Annotated in this window: 15 protein-coding genes, 2 pseudogenes and 1 riboswitch; of the genes and pseudogenes, 6 read left to right on the plus strand and 11 right to left on the minus strand. The window is 39.6% G+C overall.

Annotated features, from left to right (window positions below):
* Nucleotides 1–62: 62 nt before the first annotated feature.
* The 4 genes and pseudogenes from cobT to IOC57_RS02640 all read right to left on the minus strand — a co-directional run bounded on the left by cobT (nt 63) and on the right by IOC57_RS02640 (nt 3,282).
* Entirely contained in the window at nt 63–1,109 is a 1,047-nt protein-coding gene (cobT, locus tag IOC57_RS02625) for a nicotinate-nucleotide--dimethylbenzimidazole phosphoribosyltransferase (protein WP_207437288.1), read from the minus strand.
* A 128-nt stretch (nt 1,110–1,237) separates the two neighbouring features.
* Nucleotides 1,238–1,778: pseudogene (lepB, locus tag IOC57_RS02630) on the minus strand (signal peptidase I).
* Between the two features lie 265 nt (nt 1,779–2,043).
* Nucleotides 2,044–2,751, minus strand: coding sequence for a nitroreductase family protein (locus tag IOC57_RS02635; RefSeq protein ID WP_207437289.1), 708 nt, complete (start codon nt 2,749–2,751; stop codon nt 2,044–2,046).
* A gap of 114 nt (nt 2,752–2,865) precedes the next feature.
* Nucleotides 2,866–3,282 (minus strand): RrF2 family transcriptional regulator, encoded by a 417-nt coding sequence (locus IOC57_RS02640; RefSeq protein WP_207437290.1) that lies wholly within the window; start codon nt 3,280–3,282, stop codon nt 2,866–2,868.
* Between the two features lie 281 nt (nt 3,283–3,563).
* On the opposite strand from IOC57_RS02640, the gene IOC57_RS02645 reads away from it, so the two are divergent.
* Together IOC57_RS02645 and IOC57_RS02650 are read left to right on the plus strand one after the other, a co-directional pair.
* Nucleotides 3,564–4,529, plus strand: coding sequence for a bile acid:sodium symporter family protein (locus tag IOC57_RS02645; protein WP_207437291.1), 966 nt, complete (start codon nt 3,564–3,566; stop codon nt 4,527–4,529).
* Nucleotides 4,530–4,636: 107 nt separating this feature from the next.
* The gene (locus tag IOC57_RS02650; RefSeq protein WP_207437292.1) at nt 4,637–5,182 is read left to right on the plus strand and encodes an NADPH-dependent FMN reductase; all 546 of its coding nucleotides are present in this window, start codon (nt 4,637–4,639) and stop codon (nt 5,180–5,182) included.
* A gap of 79 nt (nt 5,183–5,261) precedes the next feature.
* Here IOC57_RS02650 and IOC57_RS02655 read toward each other — a convergent pair whose 3' ends face one another.
* Both IOC57_RS02655 and IOC57_RS02660 read right to left on the minus strand, forming a co-directional pair.
* Nucleotides 5,262–6,047, minus strand: a complete 786-nt coding sequence (locus IOC57_RS02655; protein ID WP_207437293.1) for a glucose 1-dehydrogenase — start codon at nt 6,045–6,047, stop codon at nt 5,262–5,264.
* Between the two features lie 15 nt (nt 6,048–6,062).
* Entirely contained in the window at nt 6,063–6,917 is an 855-nt protein-coding gene (locus IOC57_RS02660; RefSeq protein WP_207437294.1) for a RhaT/GlcU family sugar-proton symporter, read from the minus strand.
* Between the two features lie 147 nt (nt 6,918–7,064).
* Here IOC57_RS02660 and IOC57_RS02665 point away from each other — a divergent pair, with 147 nt between their 5' ends.
* A complete protein-coding gene (locus IOC57_RS02665; RefSeq protein ID WP_207437295.1) occupies nt 7,065–7,217 on the plus strand; it encodes a hypothetical protein in 153 nt (50 codons plus the stop codon).
* 353 nt (nt 7,218–7,570) lie between these two features.
* On the opposite strand, the gene IOC57_RS02670 is transcribed toward IOC57_RS02665, so the two are convergent.
* The 5 genes from IOC57_RS02670 to IOC57_RS02690 form a co-directional block, all read right to left on the minus strand.
* The gene (locus IOC57_RS02670) at nt 7,571–8,788 is read right to left on the minus strand and encodes a TolB-like translocation protein (protein WP_207437296.1); all 1,218 of its coding nucleotides are present in this window, start codon (nt 8,786–8,788) and stop codon (nt 7,571–7,573) included.
* A 636-nt stretch (nt 8,789–9,424) separates the two neighbouring features.
* On the minus strand, nt 9,425–11,251 hold the full coding sequence (locus tag IOC57_RS02675; RefSeq protein ID WP_207437400.1) for an APC family permease: 1,827 nt from the start codon (nt 11,249–11,251) through the stop codon (nt 9,425–9,427).
* A 136-nt stretch (nt 11,252–11,387) separates the two neighbouring features.
* Nucleotides 11,388–11,532: riboswitch (cyclic di-AMP (ydaO/yuaA leader) on the minus strand.
* A gap of 364 nt (nt 11,533–11,896) precedes the next feature.
* Nucleotides 11,897–12,352: a GtrA family protein gene (locus tag IOC57_RS02680; protein ID WP_207437297.1), complete on the minus strand. Its 456-nt coding sequence runs from the start codon at nt 12,350–12,352 to the stop codon at nt 11,897–11,899.
* The gene (locus IOC57_RS02685; protein WP_207437298.1) at nt 12,312–13,334 is read right to left on the minus strand and encodes a glycosyltransferase family 2 protein; all 1,023 of its coding nucleotides are present in this window, start codon (nt 13,332–13,334) and stop codon (nt 12,312–12,314) included. Before IOC57_RS02685 ends, IOC57_RS02680 begins: the two co-directional genes overlap by 41 nt.
* A gap of 15 nt (nt 13,335–13,349) precedes the next feature.
* Nucleotides 13,350–15,023, minus strand: coding sequence for a DUF6044 family protein (locus tag IOC57_RS02690; protein WP_396020756.1), 1,674 nt, complete (start codon nt 15,021–15,023; stop codon nt 13,350–13,352).
* A gap of 168 nt (nt 15,024–15,191) precedes the next feature.
* Between IOC57_RS02690 and galU the strand changes: the two genes are divergently transcribed.
* From galU to IOC57_RS02705, 3 genes and pseudogenes are all read left to right on the plus strand, one after another.
* Complete coding sequence (gene galU, locus IOC57_RS02695; protein ID WP_207437299.1) at nt 15,192–16,052, plus strand: UTP--glucose-1-phosphate uridylyltransferase GalU; 861 nt, start codon at nt 15,192–15,194, stop codon at nt 16,050–16,052.
* Between the two features lie 242 nt (nt 16,053–16,294).
* Nucleotides 16,295–17,689: a cytochrome P450 gene (locus tag IOC57_RS02700; RefSeq protein WP_207437300.1), complete on the plus strand. Its 1,395-nt coding sequence runs from the start codon at nt 16,295–16,297 to the stop codon at nt 17,687–17,689.
* A 994-nt stretch (nt 17,690–18,683) separates the two neighbouring features.
* Nucleotides 18,684–20,025 (plus strand): annotated as a pseudogene (locus tag IOC57_RS02705) (amino acid permease).
* The last annotated feature ends 114 nt before the right edge of the window (nt 20,026–20,139 follow it).

A 20,139-nucleotide genomic window follows, 5' to 3' on the forward strand; every position in this document is an offset into this window, starting at 1 on the left:
CACTGCAATCTCCCCTTTTAAGTATATAGAATAAGGACCTTCATATGAAGGTCCCCTATTTCTTACTTATTTGACACACCTGCAGATTCAAATGTTGCCATTTCCTTAATGACCAATGTCGCTGCCTTAAGGATTGGGTATGACAGTGCGGCCCCTGTTCCTTCCCCGATTCTCATTCCCAGGTCAAGGACCGGCTCCTTGCCCAGCAGTTCTATGGCCGTTCTATGACCCGGTTCTGCAGACCGATGCCCAACAAACATATAATCGGCTGCACGTTCGGAAATCAGGTTTGCCAATACAGCAGCCGTGGTTGTAATGAAACCATCAACAAGAATGGGTATACGGTTATTAGCTGCAGCAAGCATCGCCCCTGCCATACCTGCAATTTCGAATCCACCGATATTCATCAAAATATGGATTGGATCATCAGGATTAGGATTTCTTAATGCAATCGCTTCTTCTATTATTCTCCGCTTATGTAAAATGCCTGCTGACTTCAATCCTGTTCCTTGCCCCACTAGTGATTCGACGCTTTTCCCGCTTACGATGGAGATGATGGCGGTACTGGAAGTCGTATTTCCTATTCCCATTTCACCTAGAATCAGGCAGTTCGCTCCACGGGCAATCATTTTCTGTGCACGGTCATATCCAATTTCAAGCGCTTGAATTACTTCTTCCTTTGTCATCGCCTCTTCCTTATAAAAGTTTCTAGTTCCATTGCGGACTTTTCTCGAAGTTAATCCCGGAGCTTCGATATCTGCATCGATCCCTATATCGACAATGTCCAAGTAAGCATCTATCGCGCGGCTTAAAACATTGATGGCAGCACCATCATTCAGGAAATTGAGTGCCATTTGTTCCGTCACTTCTTTTGGATAAGCCGAAACCCCTTCTTCCGTAATACCATGATCGGCTGCAAACACGATCACTCCCGGTTTCGAAATGTCCGGGAATGCCTCTCCGGTCATCTTGGCCAGTTCGATTATCCATTCTTCAAGCCGACCTAGGCTTCCCTGAGGAACCGTCAGCGAATCGACATGGCCTTTAACCCGCCGTCCCATTTCTTCATCCAGCATCGGGATGGAGATGGCAGCTAACCCATTCGTCATATTAATCCCCCCCACAACTCAAAATGAAAAACCTTAACCATCGGAAAAGGTTCTTAACCATCATCTGCTATAAATACAACTTAGTCCATATAATTATCCTTTTATCACTTGTATTCACTGTGATTTATTTACTCCGGCACTCCCATTTCATTTAATGGGTAGATTCGAAATTTCACTTTGCCCAAAAGTGATTTCTCAGAAATAAAACCAGATCTTCTTCCATCCCAACTATTCCTTCGATTATCCCCCATGACAAATAATTGGCCAACAGGCACCTTGGATTTCCCAAGTAAATCATTCAGAGTGAAATTCTCCGTCAGATTTCCTTCTGGTGGAATCTCCTTCTTTTTTGTTTTCAAATATGGTTCTGTATACTTTTTCCCACTGATATATAAGACATCATCTTTCATTTCGACACTGTCACCTGGTAAACCGATTTATATAATTCTTTTCCACGTCCGGGGCATAAAATACGACCATATCGAAGCGTTCCGGCTTTCCGATTTTAGCTACCACGATCCGATCATCATTTTCATAAGTCGGCTCCATTGATTCACCTTTTACTGTGACTGGTGTAAATAAAAACTGTTGGCAAATGAACACGATGATTAAAGCGAATAAGATAGATTTCAACCACGAGGACACTTCACTTTCCACTTCATTCTTCATAAGGGCTCCCTCCCCTCCATTGTCAACGGCTAATATTGGCACGCAGCTTCAAGACCAATTCTTTAGCTCTTTTAATCCCTTAATGCTGAGCAGTCGGTGATTTTCAGAAATATTAAAAAGAAATATATGGAAAAATTGTAACATATCCATTTATAGCTTGCGAGAATGAATCTTTTTTTGAGTGCAGAGCAAATCACAAAACCACGAAAAAAGGATAGCGAATTTTAGCTATCCTTTTACTCAGTACAAATATTGGTCAAAAACCTTAGTATTTATTCCAAGTCAACATAGTATCGAGTGGCAAACGGACTTTTTCAAATCCTGCTTTAGTTCCTTTTCCAAGGGATATTAACATGACAGGTTTGAAGTTTTCCGGTACATTGAATGCATCCACAAATTTGGCTTCATCGAACCCTCCCATAGGAACTGTATCATATCCTTTTGCTTTTGCAGCTAACATGATCTGCATGGAAACCAAGCCACCGTCAATCATGGCTACACTTAAAGCTTTCTCAGCAGAAAAGTTACCGTAATTATGCATGATTGATGCTACATATGGCTCTTTGATTTCATTCTTCATGATTCCTTTATTGACTAATTCACCATAAATCCGCTCTGCATTTTTGAAACCTTCTATATCAGCTAAAACGGCAATGACAGCAGATGCATCGACGATTTGTTGTTGGTTATTGGCGATAGGGAGTAATTCTTGCTGGGTTTGCTTATCTTGAATCACAAGGAATCTCCATGGCTGTAAGTTGGAAGAAGACGGTGCTTGAATCGCAATCTCCAGGATTTCACGAATTTCCTCTTCAGTCATCACGTATTCAGCATCGTACTGGCGAACAGATCTCCGTTCTTTTGCTACCGTAATGAAGTCCGTATCAGTAAGAACCTTTGGCTTTTCACGCGGTATATTCAATTCTTTCGATTTATTTAGGTACTCTTCTTTACTCATTATATTTTTTGTCATTAATAATGACCTCCATTTAACTGTAATAAATACAGGAACAGTATATAACGTATACTGTTCCTTTGTCAAATACAGTTAAAGAAAAACGAAACCTTATCAGTTTCGTTTCTCACATTAAGATTTTGATAGTAAATCAGCAATTGTTTTCTGCTCCAAGCCCTGTATTATCCAGCTCTCCATCTCGTTTTTCAAACCGCATAAAGCCTCGCGGGAAGATGGCTGAAAGCATTTTTTATCATTCACATCTAAAAAGCCTTTTGAAAAAGGTTCGGATTTAATTGCAGAGTATATATCTGCAAGAATGATTTGTTCGGGATTTTTGGCAAGTGAATATCCCCCATCCCTTCCTTCCTTCGCCTGAATCAGCCCTGCCTTCACTAAATTACTTAATATTTTTCTAAGAAAGCCTGACTCCGAATCAAGCTTATCTGCTAATTTATTACTGTTACATAATCCATCATGATCAGCAAGAACAAGCAGGGCTTGTACTGCAAGACTAAACCACATTATACTGGAAACCTTTTCTGACATTTCTTTCACCTCACTCCTCTACTTTAAACTATTTTTCAATGAATATACAACGCTGCACCGAACAATCCTGCCAAAATCTCTTTTTATCGAACATCATCGGAAAAACCTTTATGGACCACTGGGGGGTTCCAGGGCAGTGATAGGAACGATGAATCCTCACAAGATCTATCTTCCAAAAGATAAAATAAATAGACAAATTACTTGTCTTACAAATTATATTTATTGGAATATGGTAAACTTAAAAATAATAGTATTTACTTTTCTCAGAAAGTGGATGAATGATGCTGAAAACAATAAATGAACAAATGGATAAAGTTATGCCTCTTATCACACCGCTAAGCGTGGCTATTGGGGTATTATTGGCCGAACATCTAATGGATTACACCTTTCTTGTTCCATGGGTATTTGCCTTCATTACATTTTCCGGAAGTTTAGGCTCTAACTTTAAATCTCTCCAGCAGGCTGTCACCCACCCCTTACCTGTATTAATCGTATTGATCATCCTACATATGCTTATGCCTATTTGGGCTTTTGGTCTCGGCCATTTAGTGTTTCATGGTGATGCTTTCACGATTACCGGCCTAGTCTTGGCTGTAGTGATTCCGACTGGTGTCACCAGTATGATCTGGGTATCCATCTATAACGGGAATGCCGTACTTGCCCTAACCATCATCTTAATCGACACCCTTCTCTCGCCATTCATCGTTCCTTACAGTGTTTCCCTTTTTGGAGGCGGTTCGATCGAAATGGATTTAGGGTCGATGGTGAAAGGATTAATCGGAATGGTCGTTCTTCCCTCAGTGCTTGCCATGTTCTTGAATCAGGTTACAAAAGGGAAGATACAATATACATTATCCCCCCGCTTAGCTCCTTTTTCCAAGTTAAGCGTTGGAATCGTAGTCATATTGAATAGTTCAAAAATTGCGCCTTACTTAACCCATTTCGATAAGAAATTAATGATACTGTCCCTTTTGGTTTTGTTCATAGCTGCTTCAGGGTATGCCCTATCCTGGATGGTCGGTGCATATTTAAGATGGGAAAAGGGGGATATCATCACCTTGACATTTACAGGCGGTATGCGGAACATCAGTGCAGGAGCCGTTCTAGCGACCACCTATTTCCCCGCTGCTGTCGCGGTACCCGTTGTACTAGGCATGCTGTTTCAACAAATGCTTGCCTCCTTTTTTGGCTATGCCATGGAAAAGCATTTTAATCGTGGTGTGAATGAAGGGAGATCCGCCCAATGATCATTTCCCAAAGCATCCTTTTTCCCTTTCATTAATATTCCAATTATAATAGGTGAGTGGAATACATTCACATGATAATCCATTAAAAATCCTTGGAGGTATTGAAGATGAAAATTGTTGCATTAGTGGGAAGTATCCGTAAAGAATCTTACAACCTTAAACTTGCCAAATATATTCAAGCTAGATATCAAGATCGGTTTGACCTCGAAATCTTGAATATTCGGGATTTACCTTTTTATGATCAAGATATTGAAAATGACCCTCCATTAGTCGTAACAGAATTTAAAAGCAAAGTAGCCGAAGCAGATGCAGTCTTGTGGGTAACACCTGAATACAATGGTACGATTCCAGGCGTATTGGGCAATGCAATCGATTGGTTATCACGTGTCGATAAAGTCTTGATCGGCAAACCATCATGGATCATGGGTGCGTCAATGGGGCAATTAGGAACGGTTAAAGCTCAATTGCATTTGCGTGAAATCTTATTCGCAATAGGCATCTCCTCCCCACTCCTTCCCGGAAATGAAGTATATGTTGGTGCAGTGCATGACAAAATCGATAACGAAGGCAGGCTTACACATGAGTCAACTGTCCAGTTTATCGATACTGTCGTCGATAACTTCATTAGCTGGTATAATCATCATACTCGTTAATGCTTTTTAACAGTAATCCCAGCAGGTTTGATCCTGCTGAGATTCTTGTTGCATCAAAAAAGAGGGGATTAAACAAAATTCACCCTCTTCCCGCTTGGAATGCAGGGTATTTTGTCATTCCTCCGTCAGCGAATAGAGTGATGCCCGTTACATAACTGGACTCTGAAGATGCCAGCCATGCAGCAACCGCAGCAATTTCTTCAGGCTTTCCGATATACCCCATTGGAATCATGCTTTCAAGATCCTTTTTCTTTTCGGGATCTTCAAGTTTATCGGCATTTATTGGCGTGGCGATGGCTCCAGGACCAATGCTGTTCACACGGATCCCTTTTGGTGCATATTCAAGAGCCAGGGTTTCCGTAAGCAGCTTCACCCCGCCCTTGCTTGCCGCATAGTGAACGAATAAAGGCCAGGGAATCATCTCATGTACACTGGACATGTTTATCACATTCCCTTTAATATCGTTCTCTACAAAATACTTGATAGCTTCACGGCAGCCTAAGAAATTTCCGGTTAAGTTTGTATTGATTACCCTATTCCAGTCACTTAACGGCATCTCGTGAGATGGAACAGGATTTTCAATTCCTGCATTATTGATGAATATATCGAGTTTCCCGAAATTCTTTATCGCTGATTGAACAAGGTTAATCACATCTTCTTCAACGGTGACATCGCCTTTTACTGCAATGGCATCCCCACCATTTGTTTTGATTTCTTCCATTACACTATCCGCTTCCTCTGATTTAGTGCGATAATTAACCACGACCTTTGCCTTTTCCTTAGCAAAGCGAATGGCCATCGCTTTTCCTAAACCAGTAGATGAACCCGTTATAACAACGACCTTACCTTCTAAATCTGTATACATTTATTCACCCTCCAATTAACTTTTTGCCAATCCGAGCATAATCCCAGCTATTATGATCAAGATAATTCCAATTACAATTCCAATTAGTTGACGCTTCGTTTTCTTTTCACGTAAGATGATGATCCCGCCGAGTGTTGAGATGACTATGCCCATTTGCGAAAGCGAAAAACTAGTAGCCACTCCCACACGGGGCTGGGATATGAATAAAAACATGTTCCCTGCAGCCCAAATCAATCCCGGAATGATATTGCGGATCATATATTTGTTAAATGGTTTATGTTTAAAAGTCAATAACAGGCCGCCTATCACCATCCCGATCGCTTGAGGGAACAACGCTGACCAGCCATCAACATCAAATAGACGGGCCACGACCACATAAACCAAATAACCGAATGTCGAGATGAGGAGAATAACAATTCCTTTCTTCAAGTTTCCCGACTTGCCCTCTTTTGATTCTTTATCTTCCAATGATGTCAAGACGATTCCTATAATGATGAAGACTAATGCCAAAACGCCTAAAATTATCGCTTTCATTGTAGACCATTCGTTAAAAACTATGACCCCGAATAATGTGGTTGAAATGAGCTGCAGTCCAGTTGATATCGGCATCGTTTTGGATACTCCCATTAAATCAATGCTCTTAAGCTGATTAGCTTGTCCAACGGCCCAAAACAATCCAGATACGACTCCGACTCCAAACACCAGAAGTGACAACTTAATATCGGCAAAAATATAAACACCAATTGAAAAAATCAAGGCGCCAATCGTTGTACCCAGTGTTTGACTATAGGGTCCACCCCCCAGTTTCACATTAAATAAAACGATGCTTCCCCAGAATAATGCAGGCAAGAGAGCTAATAATATATCCATTTTCAACCCCCATATATGTAAGTTCAAAACTAAGCAGAAAATTTCATTTTGTCTTCTTTTAATATGTTCGCATTATTTGAAATGACCCTTGGTAATTTTATGAAGTGTTTTTTGCAAAAATAGTGTACAACACAAAATGGGCTTAAGATGCTGATAATCTTGCAGCTAGCCACCAATTTGATGATGTTGCATGTCCATTTTCGAATCATCGGCGACCATGTCCAAACAGCCGTCGATCCGATAATGATGATGGAGAACAAAGAGTCAAAAAGAAAGGAGTCGTTAAAGGTATTTCTTTAACGTAAAAAAGGTAATTCAGCTTGAATTACTTTATTTATTAGTGTTAGACAGTACAGTTTTTAGTTTTTTTTTAGTCTAGAAGTTACAAGTTTGAGACACTAAATAAAACATAAAGATTCTCCCTGTCACTTTGACCGATAATTTGCGAATATTTTAAGTGTTATTTTGCACATCCACCTTTAAAAACCCAACTACCTCCACATCAGAAGATTAGCTGGGTTTCTTAATTATTTACATCTAATTATTTATAGAACTATTCGTATCCGCCTAGTAAAAAAGCGACTGCTCATTGTTCAGCAATCGCGCCCGATTGTTTAATACGCCTTTCAACAAATGTCACAAAAAAAAACAGTTTACTTCTCTGTAAAAAACACTGGAGCAGAATCAACATTCTTAAGCCATATGTGCTCTTGATCATCCAAACCTTCCTTCACCCATACATCACCGTTATACTCCCTATCCTTTTTGCGTAACCAAGTCAGATATGAACCAACAGCTTGAGGATCTTCATCAAGTTCATTATTTTTCGGAAAAGAGATCTGTAATTGTTCTTCCTTTCTTGTATTGATAGCGTAAAGTGCTGTGAACATGGTTGGAACCGGCCCTTCCTTCCACTCCTTATACTCTTTTGAACGAGCCACAATCACCTTGTATGGTGAGTACCATACTAGATCAAGGTCAACATAACCTTTAGGTGTATATTCCTTTTGTTGCTTTGATGTTGGCATGTCAGCAACCGTAGTTTTCTTGTTTTCAACGAAAAACCTCCCTTCTCCAGAAATATAGGCCAATTGATTGGCTGATGGAGCCCACTTCATCCAGTCCTTGAACCTTAGCATTTTACCTACTGCTTGAAAGTGTTTTCCTTTTGACGATATGACACATAATGTATTGCTATCCATGGACCAGGAAGCAGTGGGAGTGGCTAAATAACTAACCCACTTTCCATCAGAACTCCACTTAAAATAGTCAGCATCAATCGCAAACAAGTCAGTATCATTTGTTTGAATGGTATAAAAAGGATCCATTTTATCTATTGCAAGATTTGCATCTACTGGAATTCTATAAAGTGGGATTGGACCCCATCCAGTGGGACGTAAGCTGGATTGTGAGGAAACGATAAATTCTTTTCCATTCGGAAACCATTCAAAACCACTAACCCCAAGCGAGACATTTTCAAAACCCTGGGGGCGACCACTTTTTGTTTTCGTAATGTTTAATAAACCTTGATCATTGTAGGCCAATTGATTTTTGTTCGGTGACCATTTAAAGTCAGAGGTTACGACCCTTACGTAAGGCTGGTAACTTTCTTTTTCCTTAGTATCATAAATGAATAGGTCTGACTTTTCACCCTTTTCATCTCCATCGATATAACCAATAAACCTACCGTCATATGACCATTTCTGAGAATACACATATCGATTCTTTGTAATTTGTATTTCTTGTTCTCCCTTTTTGATCCATAGCTGATGATCACGGATAAATGCAGCAGTCAGTGGCACTTCTGCACTGGCCATTGTTGAAAAAAGAAAACAGTTGATGATTAGTAGTAACACTATCCGCAAGCCCATCATCAATCCCTCCCACTTATAGGTTGTCCTAACCATTGATGGCGATACGCAGTGACTACTAAGCCAATAAATATTCCTTTGTAACCAAAAAAGAGCGCAATTCTTGCTTAGGAAATGCGAATCCAACACTTACTGTTATAGAAAGTGAACTGTAAGCCTTGGTATCAAATTTCTGTTCGTCGAGTCAAGATTTTATTCCACGCTTCCTTAGTGGTTGGTCGATGTGTACCACCTCATTGGACTTTCACCACCTAGATTGTTGCCATGCCTGGCACACTAAAGAAAGCAAACCATATGGAGGTTTGCTACTTCAGTCTGTAGACAAAAAGGGGGGCAGGAAACGCATCTTTCATCAAATGATGTTCCCGAACCAACTGACCCAAACCAACACCTTCAACTCCTCAGGTATGGTTTCTACCTAAATGCCATAACAAATTTTTTTGGAACGGGTGTACGAGACTCCTGCAGGAATAGCGTGTCCAGGGGACATCCTGTGGAAAGCGGGCGCCTGGAGCGGAAATCAACATTCAAATGTACAAGCCATAAAAAAAATGTAGGCAAACTCGATTTCTACGAATTTGTCTACAGTCTCAGGAAACTTGATGAAGGGTTCACTTCTTTTCTTAGAAATGGAACTTACTTCTTCAAATGATATGGCACTGTCGTAACAACCACATTTCTTCTATAAAGTAAATAGGCGCGAATCAGTAAACTTGATTGGTTATGAAGTATATTGTGCCAGCCCTTCTTCGGAATGAATTGGGGGATGATCACCGTAACTTTATAATTGGATTCCCTAGCCTTATGTTCAACTGTATCCACAAATTTAGTTAGCGGCTGAATGATACTTCTGTAATAAGAATTCAGTGTAACGAGTCTGACATCAGGCTGCCATTTTTTCCACTTTTCTTCGAATTTCTTTTCATCTTCTCTTTCAAAAGCAACATAAACGGCAATAAGCTGATGTGCTGATAGAGATTTCGCATAATTTAATGAGTTCTCAACAACATGAGTTATTCCAGCCACAGGTACAATGATGATGTTTCCTTCAATTGGTAAGATCGGCTCACATGTTGTAATCCTTAGTTGGTCACCAACTGCTTCATAATGCTTTCTAATTCGATGGAAAATTAAAATGATAATAGGTAAAAAAATCAAAACAGGCCAAACCTGAGTAAATTTGGTTAAAAAGAATATCATCGTGACGATAAAGCTAATTATGGCACCAATTGAATTAATGGTTAGTTTCATCATCCAGCCTTTTGGCTTTTCGCGAATCCATTTAACAATCATCCCGGTCTGGGACAACGTAAATGGAATGAATACCCCTACTGCATAAAGCGGAATGAGATTTTCTGTATGTCCTTCAAATGCGACGATTAAGATGATGGATGCAAGTCCCAGTATGATAATTCCATTGGAATACCCTAATCGGTCCCCTCTTATCGTAAACGCCCTTGGTATGAATTTATCCTTCGCTAAATTTACCGCAAGCAGAGGGAAAGCTGAATAGCCAGTATTGGCCGCCAGTATCAAGATCAATGCAGTCGTACCTTGAATGAAGAAATACATGAAATTCCGTCCAAAGATCTCTTCAGCAATCTGGGAGACGACCGTTACCTCCGCGCTTGGAACAATGCTTAAATAATAGGCTAAGTATACGATTCCCGAAAATAATACAGCTAGTAAGGAACCCATCACTATTAAAGTTTTGGCAGCATTATTCGGAGCTGGATCTTTAAAGTTCGGGATTGCATTGGAAATCGCTTCGACTCCTGTCAATGCGGAACTTCCTGATGCAAATGCCCTTAGCAGTATGAATAAACTGATGCCCGCTACAGGAGTCCCTATGGAAGTGTGCAATTCTGGTGAAACCCCACCCGTCAAGATCTTGTAAATGCCAACACCAATCAAGGTGAACAATGCTAAAACGAATAGGTACACCGGATAAGCCAAAACAGAGGCCGACTCCGTAACCCCCCGAAGGTTCAGGATTGTAAGTAGAATGACGAACATGATGGCTATGCTGACATTATATGAATGCAAGCCGGGAAATGCGGACGTGATGGCATCCGTACCTGCAGAAACACTTACGGCGACAGTTAATATATAATCGACCAATAAGGATCCTCCAGCTATCAACCCTGGATTCACTCCTAAATTGTTTTTTGAAACCACATAGGCCCCCCCGCCATTTGGATAAGCGAAAATGATTTGTCTATAGGACAAAATCAAAGCAGTTAACAGGATCAATACCCCAATCGCGATAGGAATGGAATACCAAAATGCCGCAGCACCGACAGTGATCAGGACGATCAATATTTGCTCTGGTCCATAAGCAACCGAAGACAACGCATCAGAAGATAATATCGCCAAAGCCTTTGTTTTGTTAAGCTTTTGTTCACCAAGTGCATTTGATTTTAACGGTCTCCCAATCAAGAACCTCTTTATAGAAGATAACATCAAGAATTCACCACCATACTTAATTAATAAGTTTATGTTACACAGCTGCAGCAAAAACAAGACGAAATAGAAAAATGCCTACAAGTCATAGTTAAATAGACCTGTAGACATTATTTTTTTGTCTAACAAGCTCCACCTTCCTTCTCATATAACGCTTACGAGGTTAGCTGTCGGATTCGGACCTAAGAGTAGCCCTACCTTGAAAGGATTCACCCCTTGGATTGTAGTAACAATCCCTAGAACGGGTCCCCCGCACCATAAGGTTTAAGCGATTTAGAAATATGAAACTGTTGATTATCATACTCCCGTGAAATGGAAAAGTAAATGAAATTTTTGCACATTAATAGAATAATATTTGTAGATGAAGTTTTGTTCTTATAACATAAATCATCACGCAAACACATGATCCGAAGGGAGAAGAGGGGGAAGAGGGGGAAGTAAATACGCAAAAAAATTGATCAAGAGGTCAATGAACAAAAGGTGGTCCCAAAATGGTAAAATGATCGCCACATAGAGAACGTGAAGAACGAAATTAAACAGATCTGCCCCAGCTTGGATAGTCATCAAATTTGCATTTAATTTCGCTTTCCGAATCCACTTTAATTCCCGTCCAATCGGGGGCATTATACCACTGATCCACCTTAATTAGTTCCTTCCTTCTTGAATTGGTCTCAAATTGCTTTTTTTAAAGACAAAGTATTTCTGGCCAATATAGTTAAGAACTGTGTAAAAAATTGCCCCTATCAGCACAGCCACATTTTGTTGTATGGATAAATGAACGGATCCTTCCATTGAGCCTGCTATAGCTTGGCCTAAAGAATAAGCAGCGGAATAACAAATCAGGATGACGCAAAAGAAACGGGCACCCCCTCTCCGCCATTCTATATTGCTTTTAAAAGTAAAAGTCCTGTTCAAAAGAAAACTCGTTACAGCTCCCGTACCATTGCCGAAAAAGGTGGAGATCCAGTAAGATAATTCAAGAACATTCATGAGAAAAAGCATGATGGAAAGTCCAACCGCTGTATTGACTAATCCAACCAATAAAAAGCGGATAAAGGAGTTAGTTTGATTTAGATAGTTTTTCAATACTGTTCCGTTCATTGTCTAGTTGCTCCCGTTTTTTTAAATCGAGCGGATTAAATAAATCCAAATCAACAATATATTTAGGCCGGTGTTTGGATTCATTATAGATTTTACCGATATATTCCCCAATCAAGCCGACGGCGATCAACTGTAGTCCACCGATCAACCATATGGAGGTGATTAATGAGGTCCAGCCAGTTCCGGTCTGCCCATAAAACTTTAACCATAAAAAGTAAGACCCAAAGAGTAAGCTAATGAAAAAGGAAAGACATCCTAGCCATAATACAATCCGGATCGGTGTAACTGAAAAAGAAGTGATGCCATCAAACGCAAACGCAACCATCTTCTTAAATGGATACTTCGTTTCCCCAGCCAATCTTTCTTTTCGATCATAATAAACAGAGTCCGTCTTAAACCCAATGAGCGGTACGATCCCCCGTAAAAAAAGATTCGTTTCATCAAATCGTTCCAACTCCGCGATCGCCCTTTTGCTCATTAGCCGGAAATCAGCATGATTATAGACAAGGTTAACCCCCATCTTGTTCATCAATTTATAAAAACCAGTGGCTGATGTTCGTTTAAAAAATGAATCAAGGTCCCTTTTCTGGCGAACACCATATACAATTTCACATCCTTCATTGAATTTGCTAATGAATTCAGGGATGACTTGAATATCATCCTGTAAATCTGCATCAATGGAAATCACACAATCCGAGGCTTCCTTGGCTGTAAACAATCCTGCCAGGAGTGCATTTTGATGTCCAGTATTCCGGGAAAGCTTTAGCCCTCGAACAAATTCATTATTAATCGTTTCCTTATAAATGATCTTCCATGTTTGATCTTTGCTTCCATCATCAACCAATAGGATTTTACTTTGACCAGAAACAACCTTTTCTTCAACTAACCCCCTCACCAATCCGCAAAGCTGGGAAATGGTATCCTGCAATACGCTTTCCTCGTTATAACAAGGTACAACAATTGTTAGTATCGGTGAATTCACTCTATTCCCCCCTTTTCACATGACTCTGTATAAATGAATTTTCCATACACTTCCTTTTTTTATAAAAATCCTATCTAGTACCAATCCATTTTCCTTCGCGTTATTGATTGGTATGGCAGAAAATATATACTTGCCACCTAATCCTTTAAACGCATCCATATTAAGGTCCAAATTCTCCAGCTCTTTCTTGGAGCCTTTCTTGAACATATAATGCTTCCCAAGCTCATCGGTAAATAGGTAACAACGTCCTCCCCATTCATCAAAGTAGATTCTGATGTTTTTATTCTTAGCCAATTCGTTTTCAATTATTTGACGAAAGTGATGTTTGTAAGTAAGCGGATAGAAATTGTTATAGCTATCGAGCGTGTAAAATCCATTAAATTGTGCAATTGCGGGGTGCAGCCCAATGCTAGCAACACGATATTCTTCCTGTGGGAGGTCAATATGATCTTTTATTTCCTGAAATAGGTTTTCTGAATAGAACTGTTTAAAAGATGGTTTTTTATTGTGAGTGATTTCTTCATTGAAACCCATTAAAATCATAATTTGAATGGCGATGAAAATGGAAAGGGTTTTCTTAGCATAATGGCTGTATTCCCAAATGATCTTTATAGCGAGGGCAAACCCCAAGTAAATCACCATCGGCCTTAAAAAGTGAAATCTGGCAAAATTAAAGGTATCCATCGTGTGAAACCTTTCCGTTAAAGGAAGCCAGCCTTTATAAAACCAAAATGCGTACCACGCTGAGAGCATAAAATTCAAGCCGAATAAAAAAACATAAACCTTTTCCTGTCTCCATAGTTTTTTGGTCAGAATAATATAAAGGGCAAAGACTGTAATCGGCAGGATGATAAGCGCATGTACAGTCATGACATGCGTATGTCCTAGAACGAAATTTTTGAAAGTAAGCTTTATGACCCAATCGAGCGGCAGCCTTGCGTGAAAATATTCATCCCTGCTGTTTGGCTCCGAATCAAAAATGAATGAAGCGACCAAACGATACTCCACCAAACCAAAAATGACGGTCATATACACGATCGAAAGAAGAAACGTTATATTCCACCCTTTTCTCCTGATCACATCCATTAGCCAAAGAAATCCCATTGCAACAAGGAAAAAGAAAAAGCCAAGCACGATGCTTGAATAAAGCGGTAAAAGTGTAAGGACCAAATAATTCTTCCAAGAATGGTCCTTGCTGCGAATATTCAAAAAAGCCCAAAGTGCTAGTGGCATACCAAGTGTACTGAGCATTCCCGATGGCCAAAATGGGGTCAGGGCAAAGGCTAAGGATGCTCCAACCCTAATCCAACCTGATTGGCTTCCTTTAACTAAATGTTGCTTTAATAGAATATACATACCAAAGAATGCAATGAACCTTGTTAATGCCTGGCTTATGGCATATGCAACCATTGTTGGAAAAAGAGCATAAAGCCACACGATAATACTGAACTCACTGCCAAAAGCATTTCGGGGCAGGCCATTCATAATCTGGGGAATCTTGGCGTCTATTGCACCGAATAACTCACCGCTTTCTGAAAGGACTTTATACCAGGCAAGGTTGGAATCCAAATTATCATGGACGCGAATATGCGCATTTTCTCCAAGGATGAATAAAGGAGAAAGATATAAAACAATGACGAGAAAAGCAAAAAGGATCTGTTTTCTCTCTTGATTTTCAATTGGCAAAATATACACCTCTTGACCAAATTCATATATCCATAATATTTGCTTCGGAGATAAATCTATTCTTTTTCAGCGATTTATTTTAACCTTTTTTGATATAGGTCAACCAATGGCCACATAAAATGAAGGGTAGAACAAAAAGCATATAAAAGAACCTTAAAAAGGGGCAGGGCTATGATAAAGAAAGCGGTGATTCCAGCAGCCGGTTTAGGAACACGATTTTTACCTGCTACGAAAGCCCAACCAAAGGAAATGCTGCCAATTGTCGATAAGCCGACCATTCAATATATTATCGAGGAAGCGGTACAATCAGGGATTACAGATATCATCATCGTTACGGGTAAAAACAAACGTGCCATCGAAGATCATTTCGATAAATCCATTGAACTTGAAATGCTTCTGCAAATGAAAGGTCAAAATGATTTACTTAAGGTCGTGGAGAACATTTCCAATATGGTGGATATCCACTATGTAAGACAAAAGGAACCTTTAGGTCTGGGGCATGCCGTTTTATGTGCCAAAACTTTTATCGGAGACGAACCTTTTGCCGTCCTGTTAGGGGATGATATCGTGGATAGCCCGGTTCCAGCTTTGAAGCAGTTAATGGAACGGTATGACAAGGTTCGAGCGAGCATTATCGGATGTAAGGAAGTCTCACCTGTCGATGTCTCCAAGTATGGGATCGTAAATTTCCAAGAACGATATGAGGATTTATTTCTGGTAAGAAACTTAGTGGAAAAGCCAAAAGTGGAGGATGCACCATCAACACAGGCGATTATTGGCCGATATATTTTATCACCTGCGATTTTTGAAGTCCTTGAAACCGTACAGCCCGATCGGAAGGGGGAGATCCAGCTTACTGAAGCTTTGGACCTTTTGTTAGAAAAGGAACCATTATATTCGTATATCATCGAAGGAAATCGATATGACGTTGGCGATAAATTCGGCTTCCTCCAAGCTTCAATAGATTTTGCCATGAAACGACCTGAACTTCGTGATCAGCTACTAACATATATAAGGCAGCTGTTCCCATAAAGAAGTCAATATAACCCACGCTCAATTACCTAGAGGTGATTGGGCTATTTCCGCATCAGGAATCTAAGCTTCATGAAAGACTCTGTCTCTATTCATTCAGAGTTTTTTAGTGGGCTAACTTATGTACCTTTATTCTTTCCATAGAATAATCCTCCCTTTCTTTAACGACTTGTCCAAACCGATTTGGCATATTCTCATAGAATGATTACATGTAATTATTTTAAAGAAAGGGGAAAATTACATTGAGCCAAGCTGATGATGCCTTCCGCACTTCTCCAAAGGTTCAGAAAGGAAGGCTGATTTCCGGACATACAAAGGAGTTTCAAACAGATCCCATTGGCTTTCTGACCCGATTGGCCAAGGAATATGGGGAAGTCGCTAAATTCCGTTTAGGACCATTCCAAAATGTTTATCACGTTTTAAATCCTGATTTAATAAAACAAATACTAGTAACAAAACAAAAATCCTTCATCAAATCCAAGGACTTCAATGTTTTAAAACCGCTTATCGGTGAAGGTCTACTTACAAGCGAAAAAGACTTTCATATGCGACAGAGAAGGCTTATCCAACCCTCTTTCAAAAAGACTCATATTAGCCAATACGCCAAGGATATGATTGATACCACAATGGATTATATATCAACTTGGCAACATGATGATGAACGAATTATAACGAAGGATATGATGAACATCACTCTCGGGATAATCAGCAAGACCATGTTCAGCATGGAATTCAAGGATGGGTATGAAATTGTTGGGAAACCTCTGGAAACTGCTTTAAGAATAGCAGTCAAAAGGATGAGAAAGATTTTCCGTATGCCATTATGGGTACCGACTAAAATCAACCGTGAATATAAAAAGGCGATTCAAAGACTAGATAAAGTCATTTACGGCATCATTGAAAAACGGAAGAACGACATAATAAAACATGAAGACATGCTTGGGATCCTGATGGACGCCCGTGATGCCGACGACGGATTTGGTATGACAAGCAAGCAGGTCCGTGATGAATTAATGACTATTTTTCTGGCCGGTCATGAAACGACAGCAAACGCTCTATCCTGGGCACTGTATGCCATTTCGAAGCATCCAGAAATTCAAGCCAAGCTTTTCAGTGAAGTGAATAGCATAATCGGTCACCGGAGACCCCAGCCTGATGATTTCATGAAATTACCATACACCCAAAATATCATTCATGAAACACTTCGCGCGTATCCCCCACTGTATATCTTATCCCGCGATGTGACGGAGGATGTCGTAATAGGAGGATATCGTTTTAAAAAAGGCGATATGATTCTAATAAGTTCTTATGTGATGCAGCATAATCCAGAGTATTTTGATCAACCGGAATCATTCATTCCTGAGCGATTTGAAAATAACTTTATGAAAAGCTTGCCTGCGTTCGCATACTTTCCATTTGGCGGAGGGCCGCGGGTTTGTATTGGCAACCATTTTGCCATGATGGAAGCGGTGTTTGTCCTGGCTTGCATTGTCCAAAATTATAGGATAAAGCTTGCTCCTGACCATCATGAAGTAACCCCTCTTCCATCCCTTACACTCAGACCCAAGAATGGACTCCGCATAATGATTGAAGATAGAGGTGCAGAAGCCTTCGAACCTGGAGCATCCAATTTTTGAATGAATAAGAATGATCACATATAAATATAACATTCATATTGTTTCGATATTAATCCTATAACAGACTGGCTATTCCTTTAGAAAGGAGGGATGAAGAAAATGTACATGCTCCATTCACCACGAAAGGGGATCATCCACACTGAATTGCACTATTTAGGGATGGCCTCGCAAGTATATACCGGTTATTTGGAATTTCTAAGCGAAATTGAACCGTTACAAGAAACCGAAAACCTACAGCCGTCCCCTCTCCCCTTTATATATGAGAACGGATAGTTCCCACTTCAAACCGTATATCGGCCATTAAAGGTCGGTTTCAGAATGTAGACAAACCCGATGAAAATCGAGTATGTCTACATTTTTTTATGGCCTGTACAATTTGGACGTTGATTGGAACGGAAGGCACCCGCTCCAATCAATTTTGTTTTAACTTTAAGATATAGCCCTTTTGCCTAGAGTCTTTTTTGTTTTAATATAAACGCATTAAAACTTAAGGGAGTGAGGATACTTTCTAAACATGATTCTACTCAGCGAGATCAACTGATGCCATCGAACCATTTGGTTCGTAAAATGGAGGCTACCATGCATGTAAAGAAGATGGCCAATTGGACATGGCAAGGGCCAAGACTGACCTAACATAGTGGGCTCGTAAAGCCCTAATCTCTTAAATTCAGGCGAACATTCAAAGTGGATTTCAAAAGATGCAGAATTACTTTGAGGCATTTTGATAAATTAAATTCAATTCCATCCATCCGTATAAATCAACTATCAGTTTGCTTTCCAGTTCATAAAATTTAATTACTATTACATAATAAGTAAAATTGAACCTTTACGGTTAAAGGAATAATTTCCAGTCCACCTGCCTAATTGAAATTTTTCCGAATCATGATATATTAACATGTCCGCTTTAGTACACGAAAGCGTTCAACAACAGAAGAAATCTTAGTTTTAGTGACAGACTATTTTATTAAAATAATGAAAGAAAGGCATGAATATAATGGAAAAGACTCATCAAGATTTAAAAAAAGGCTTATTGCCGAGGCATGTCCAGTTCATTGCTTTAGCCGGAATGATAGGAACAGGGATTTTTAAGGGGAGCTCGGATACATTAAATATGGCAGGTCCAAGTGTTGTGATAGCCTATTTAATAGGGGGCTATTGTTATTTATAGTAATGGCGGCATTAGGAGAGATGGCAACCGCTTTTCCTAATTTGAACGTACAACATCTCATTAAAAAAGCTTTTGGGTTTCAACTATCCTTCATTGTCGGATGGCTCTATTGGTTTAACTGGATTATAGTGATCATTGTGGAAATAGTCGCAGCCGGTAGCTTTTTACAATATTGGTTTCCTTCAGTACCATTATGGGTGTTAAGTATCCTTTGCGCCTCAGTCATTATAGGAATAAATTTGTTTCAAGTAAAATACTATGGAGAACTCGAGTTCTGGTTCGCAGGAATTAAAATTATAACCTTAATTGCCTTTATTATTTTAGGAGCTTTGATCATGCTAGGACTTCTTCCTAGTTCGGCTTCATTTTCTAATTACACGGCACATGGGGGCTTTTTCCCCCAAGGAATTGACGGAATGCTAAGTGCACTTTTAGTGGTAATGTTTTCATATGGAGGAGCAGAATTAATTGGTGTAGTGGTCACGGAAACAAAAGATAGTCAGAGAGTCATACCAAAAATCATTAAAGGAACAGTATGGCGGGTGATACTTTTCTATGTCTTGCCGATACTTATTATTTGTGGAGTAATACCTTGGAACCAAGTAAGCACTGAAGTAAGTCCTTTCGTTCAGGTTTTCAGCTTATCAGGACTTCCCGAAGCCGCTGATATTATGAATTTCGTTCTTTTAACTGCTGTCTTATCAGCTGCAAATTCAGGTATATACGCTACATCAAGAATATTGTTTACTCTTTCTCAGAACGGAGAAGCCCCAAAGGTATTTATGAAAACAATCAAAAAGGGTATCCCGCTTAATGGTATATTTTTAACTACATTATGTATATTGGCTGGTGTGTTTTTATCCTATTTGACTCCAGACCTGATTTTAAGCCACCTATAGCCATTCCTGGATTCACAGTATTATTATTATGGATCAGTATTTGTTCCGCGCAATTGAAGCTGCATGGCCAATACACTGGTAAACCAGGTTTCCGGGTAAAATGGTACCCGTATACAACTATATTAGCCATCACGGCTTTAAGCATTATCTTTTTGGCATTTATCTTTAATACGCAAAATATCATTGGGACCACAGTATGTCTTGTAACTGTAGCAGCATTTATCCTGCTCTCTTTTATAGTCAAACAAAAAAAATCAGCTAAGAAATAGACATAACTCTCTTGATTTATAATCCCTTATTTAGTTTTAACATGAAGTACCTTATAAGAAATGGATCCCTGAAATTTGTGATTTCAGGGATTTCCCCTCCACTTTTAAAGGCTT

The organism is Bacillus sp. SD075, from assembly GCF_017355165.1.
Classification (GTDB): domain Bacteria; phylum Bacillota; class Bacilli; order Bacillales; family DSM-1321; genus Peribacillus.

Excerpts from the sequence above, each read along its gene's own strand:
- cobT (WP_207437288.1), bottom strand. The coding sequence starts at position 1,109 with ATGACGAATGGGTTAGCTGCCATCTCCATCCCGATGCTGGATGAAGAA.
- IOC57_RS02635 (WP_207437289.1), bottom strand. The coding sequence starts at position 2,751 with ATGACAAAAAATATAATGAGTAAAGAAGAGTACCTAAATAAATCGAAA.
- IOC57_RS02640 (WP_207437290.1), bottom strand. The coding sequence starts at position 3,282 with ATGTCAGAAAAGGTTTCCAGTATAATGTGGTTTAGTCTTGCAGTACAA.
- IOC57_RS02645 (WP_207437291.1), top strand. The coding sequence starts at position 3,564 with ATGCTGAAAACAATAAATGAACAAATGGATAAAGTTATGCCTCTTATC.
- IOC57_RS02650 (WP_207437292.1), top strand. The coding sequence starts at position 4,637 with ATGAAAATTGTTGCATTAGTGGGAAGTATCCGTAAAGAATCTTACAAC.
- IOC57_RS02655 (WP_207437293.1), bottom strand. The coding sequence starts at position 6,047 with ATGTATACAGATTTAGAAGGTAAGGTCGTTGTTATAACGGGTTCATCT.
- IOC57_RS02660 (WP_207437294.1), bottom strand. The coding sequence starts at position 6,917 with ATGGATATATTATTAGCTCTCTTGCCTGCATTATTCTGGGGAAGCATC.
- IOC57_RS02665 (WP_207437295.1), top strand. The coding sequence starts at position 7,065 with ATGCTGATAATCTTGCAGCTAGCCACCAATTTGATGATGTTGCATGTC.
- IOC57_RS02670 (WP_207437296.1), bottom strand. The coding sequence starts at position 8,788 with ATGGGCTTGCGGATAGTGTTACTACTAATCATCAACTGTTTTCTTTTT.
- IOC57_RS02675 (WP_207437400.1), bottom strand. The coding sequence starts at position 11,251 with ATGTTATCTTCTATAAAGAGGTTCTTGATTGGGAGACCGTTAAAATCA.
- IOC57_RS02680 (WP_207437297.1), bottom strand. The coding sequence starts at position 12,352 with ATGAACGGAACAGTATTGAAAAACTATCTAAATCAAACTAACTCCTTT.
- galU (WP_207437299.1), top strand. The coding sequence starts at position 15,192 with ATGATAAAGAAAGCGGTGATTCCAGCAGCCGGTTTAGGAACACGATTT.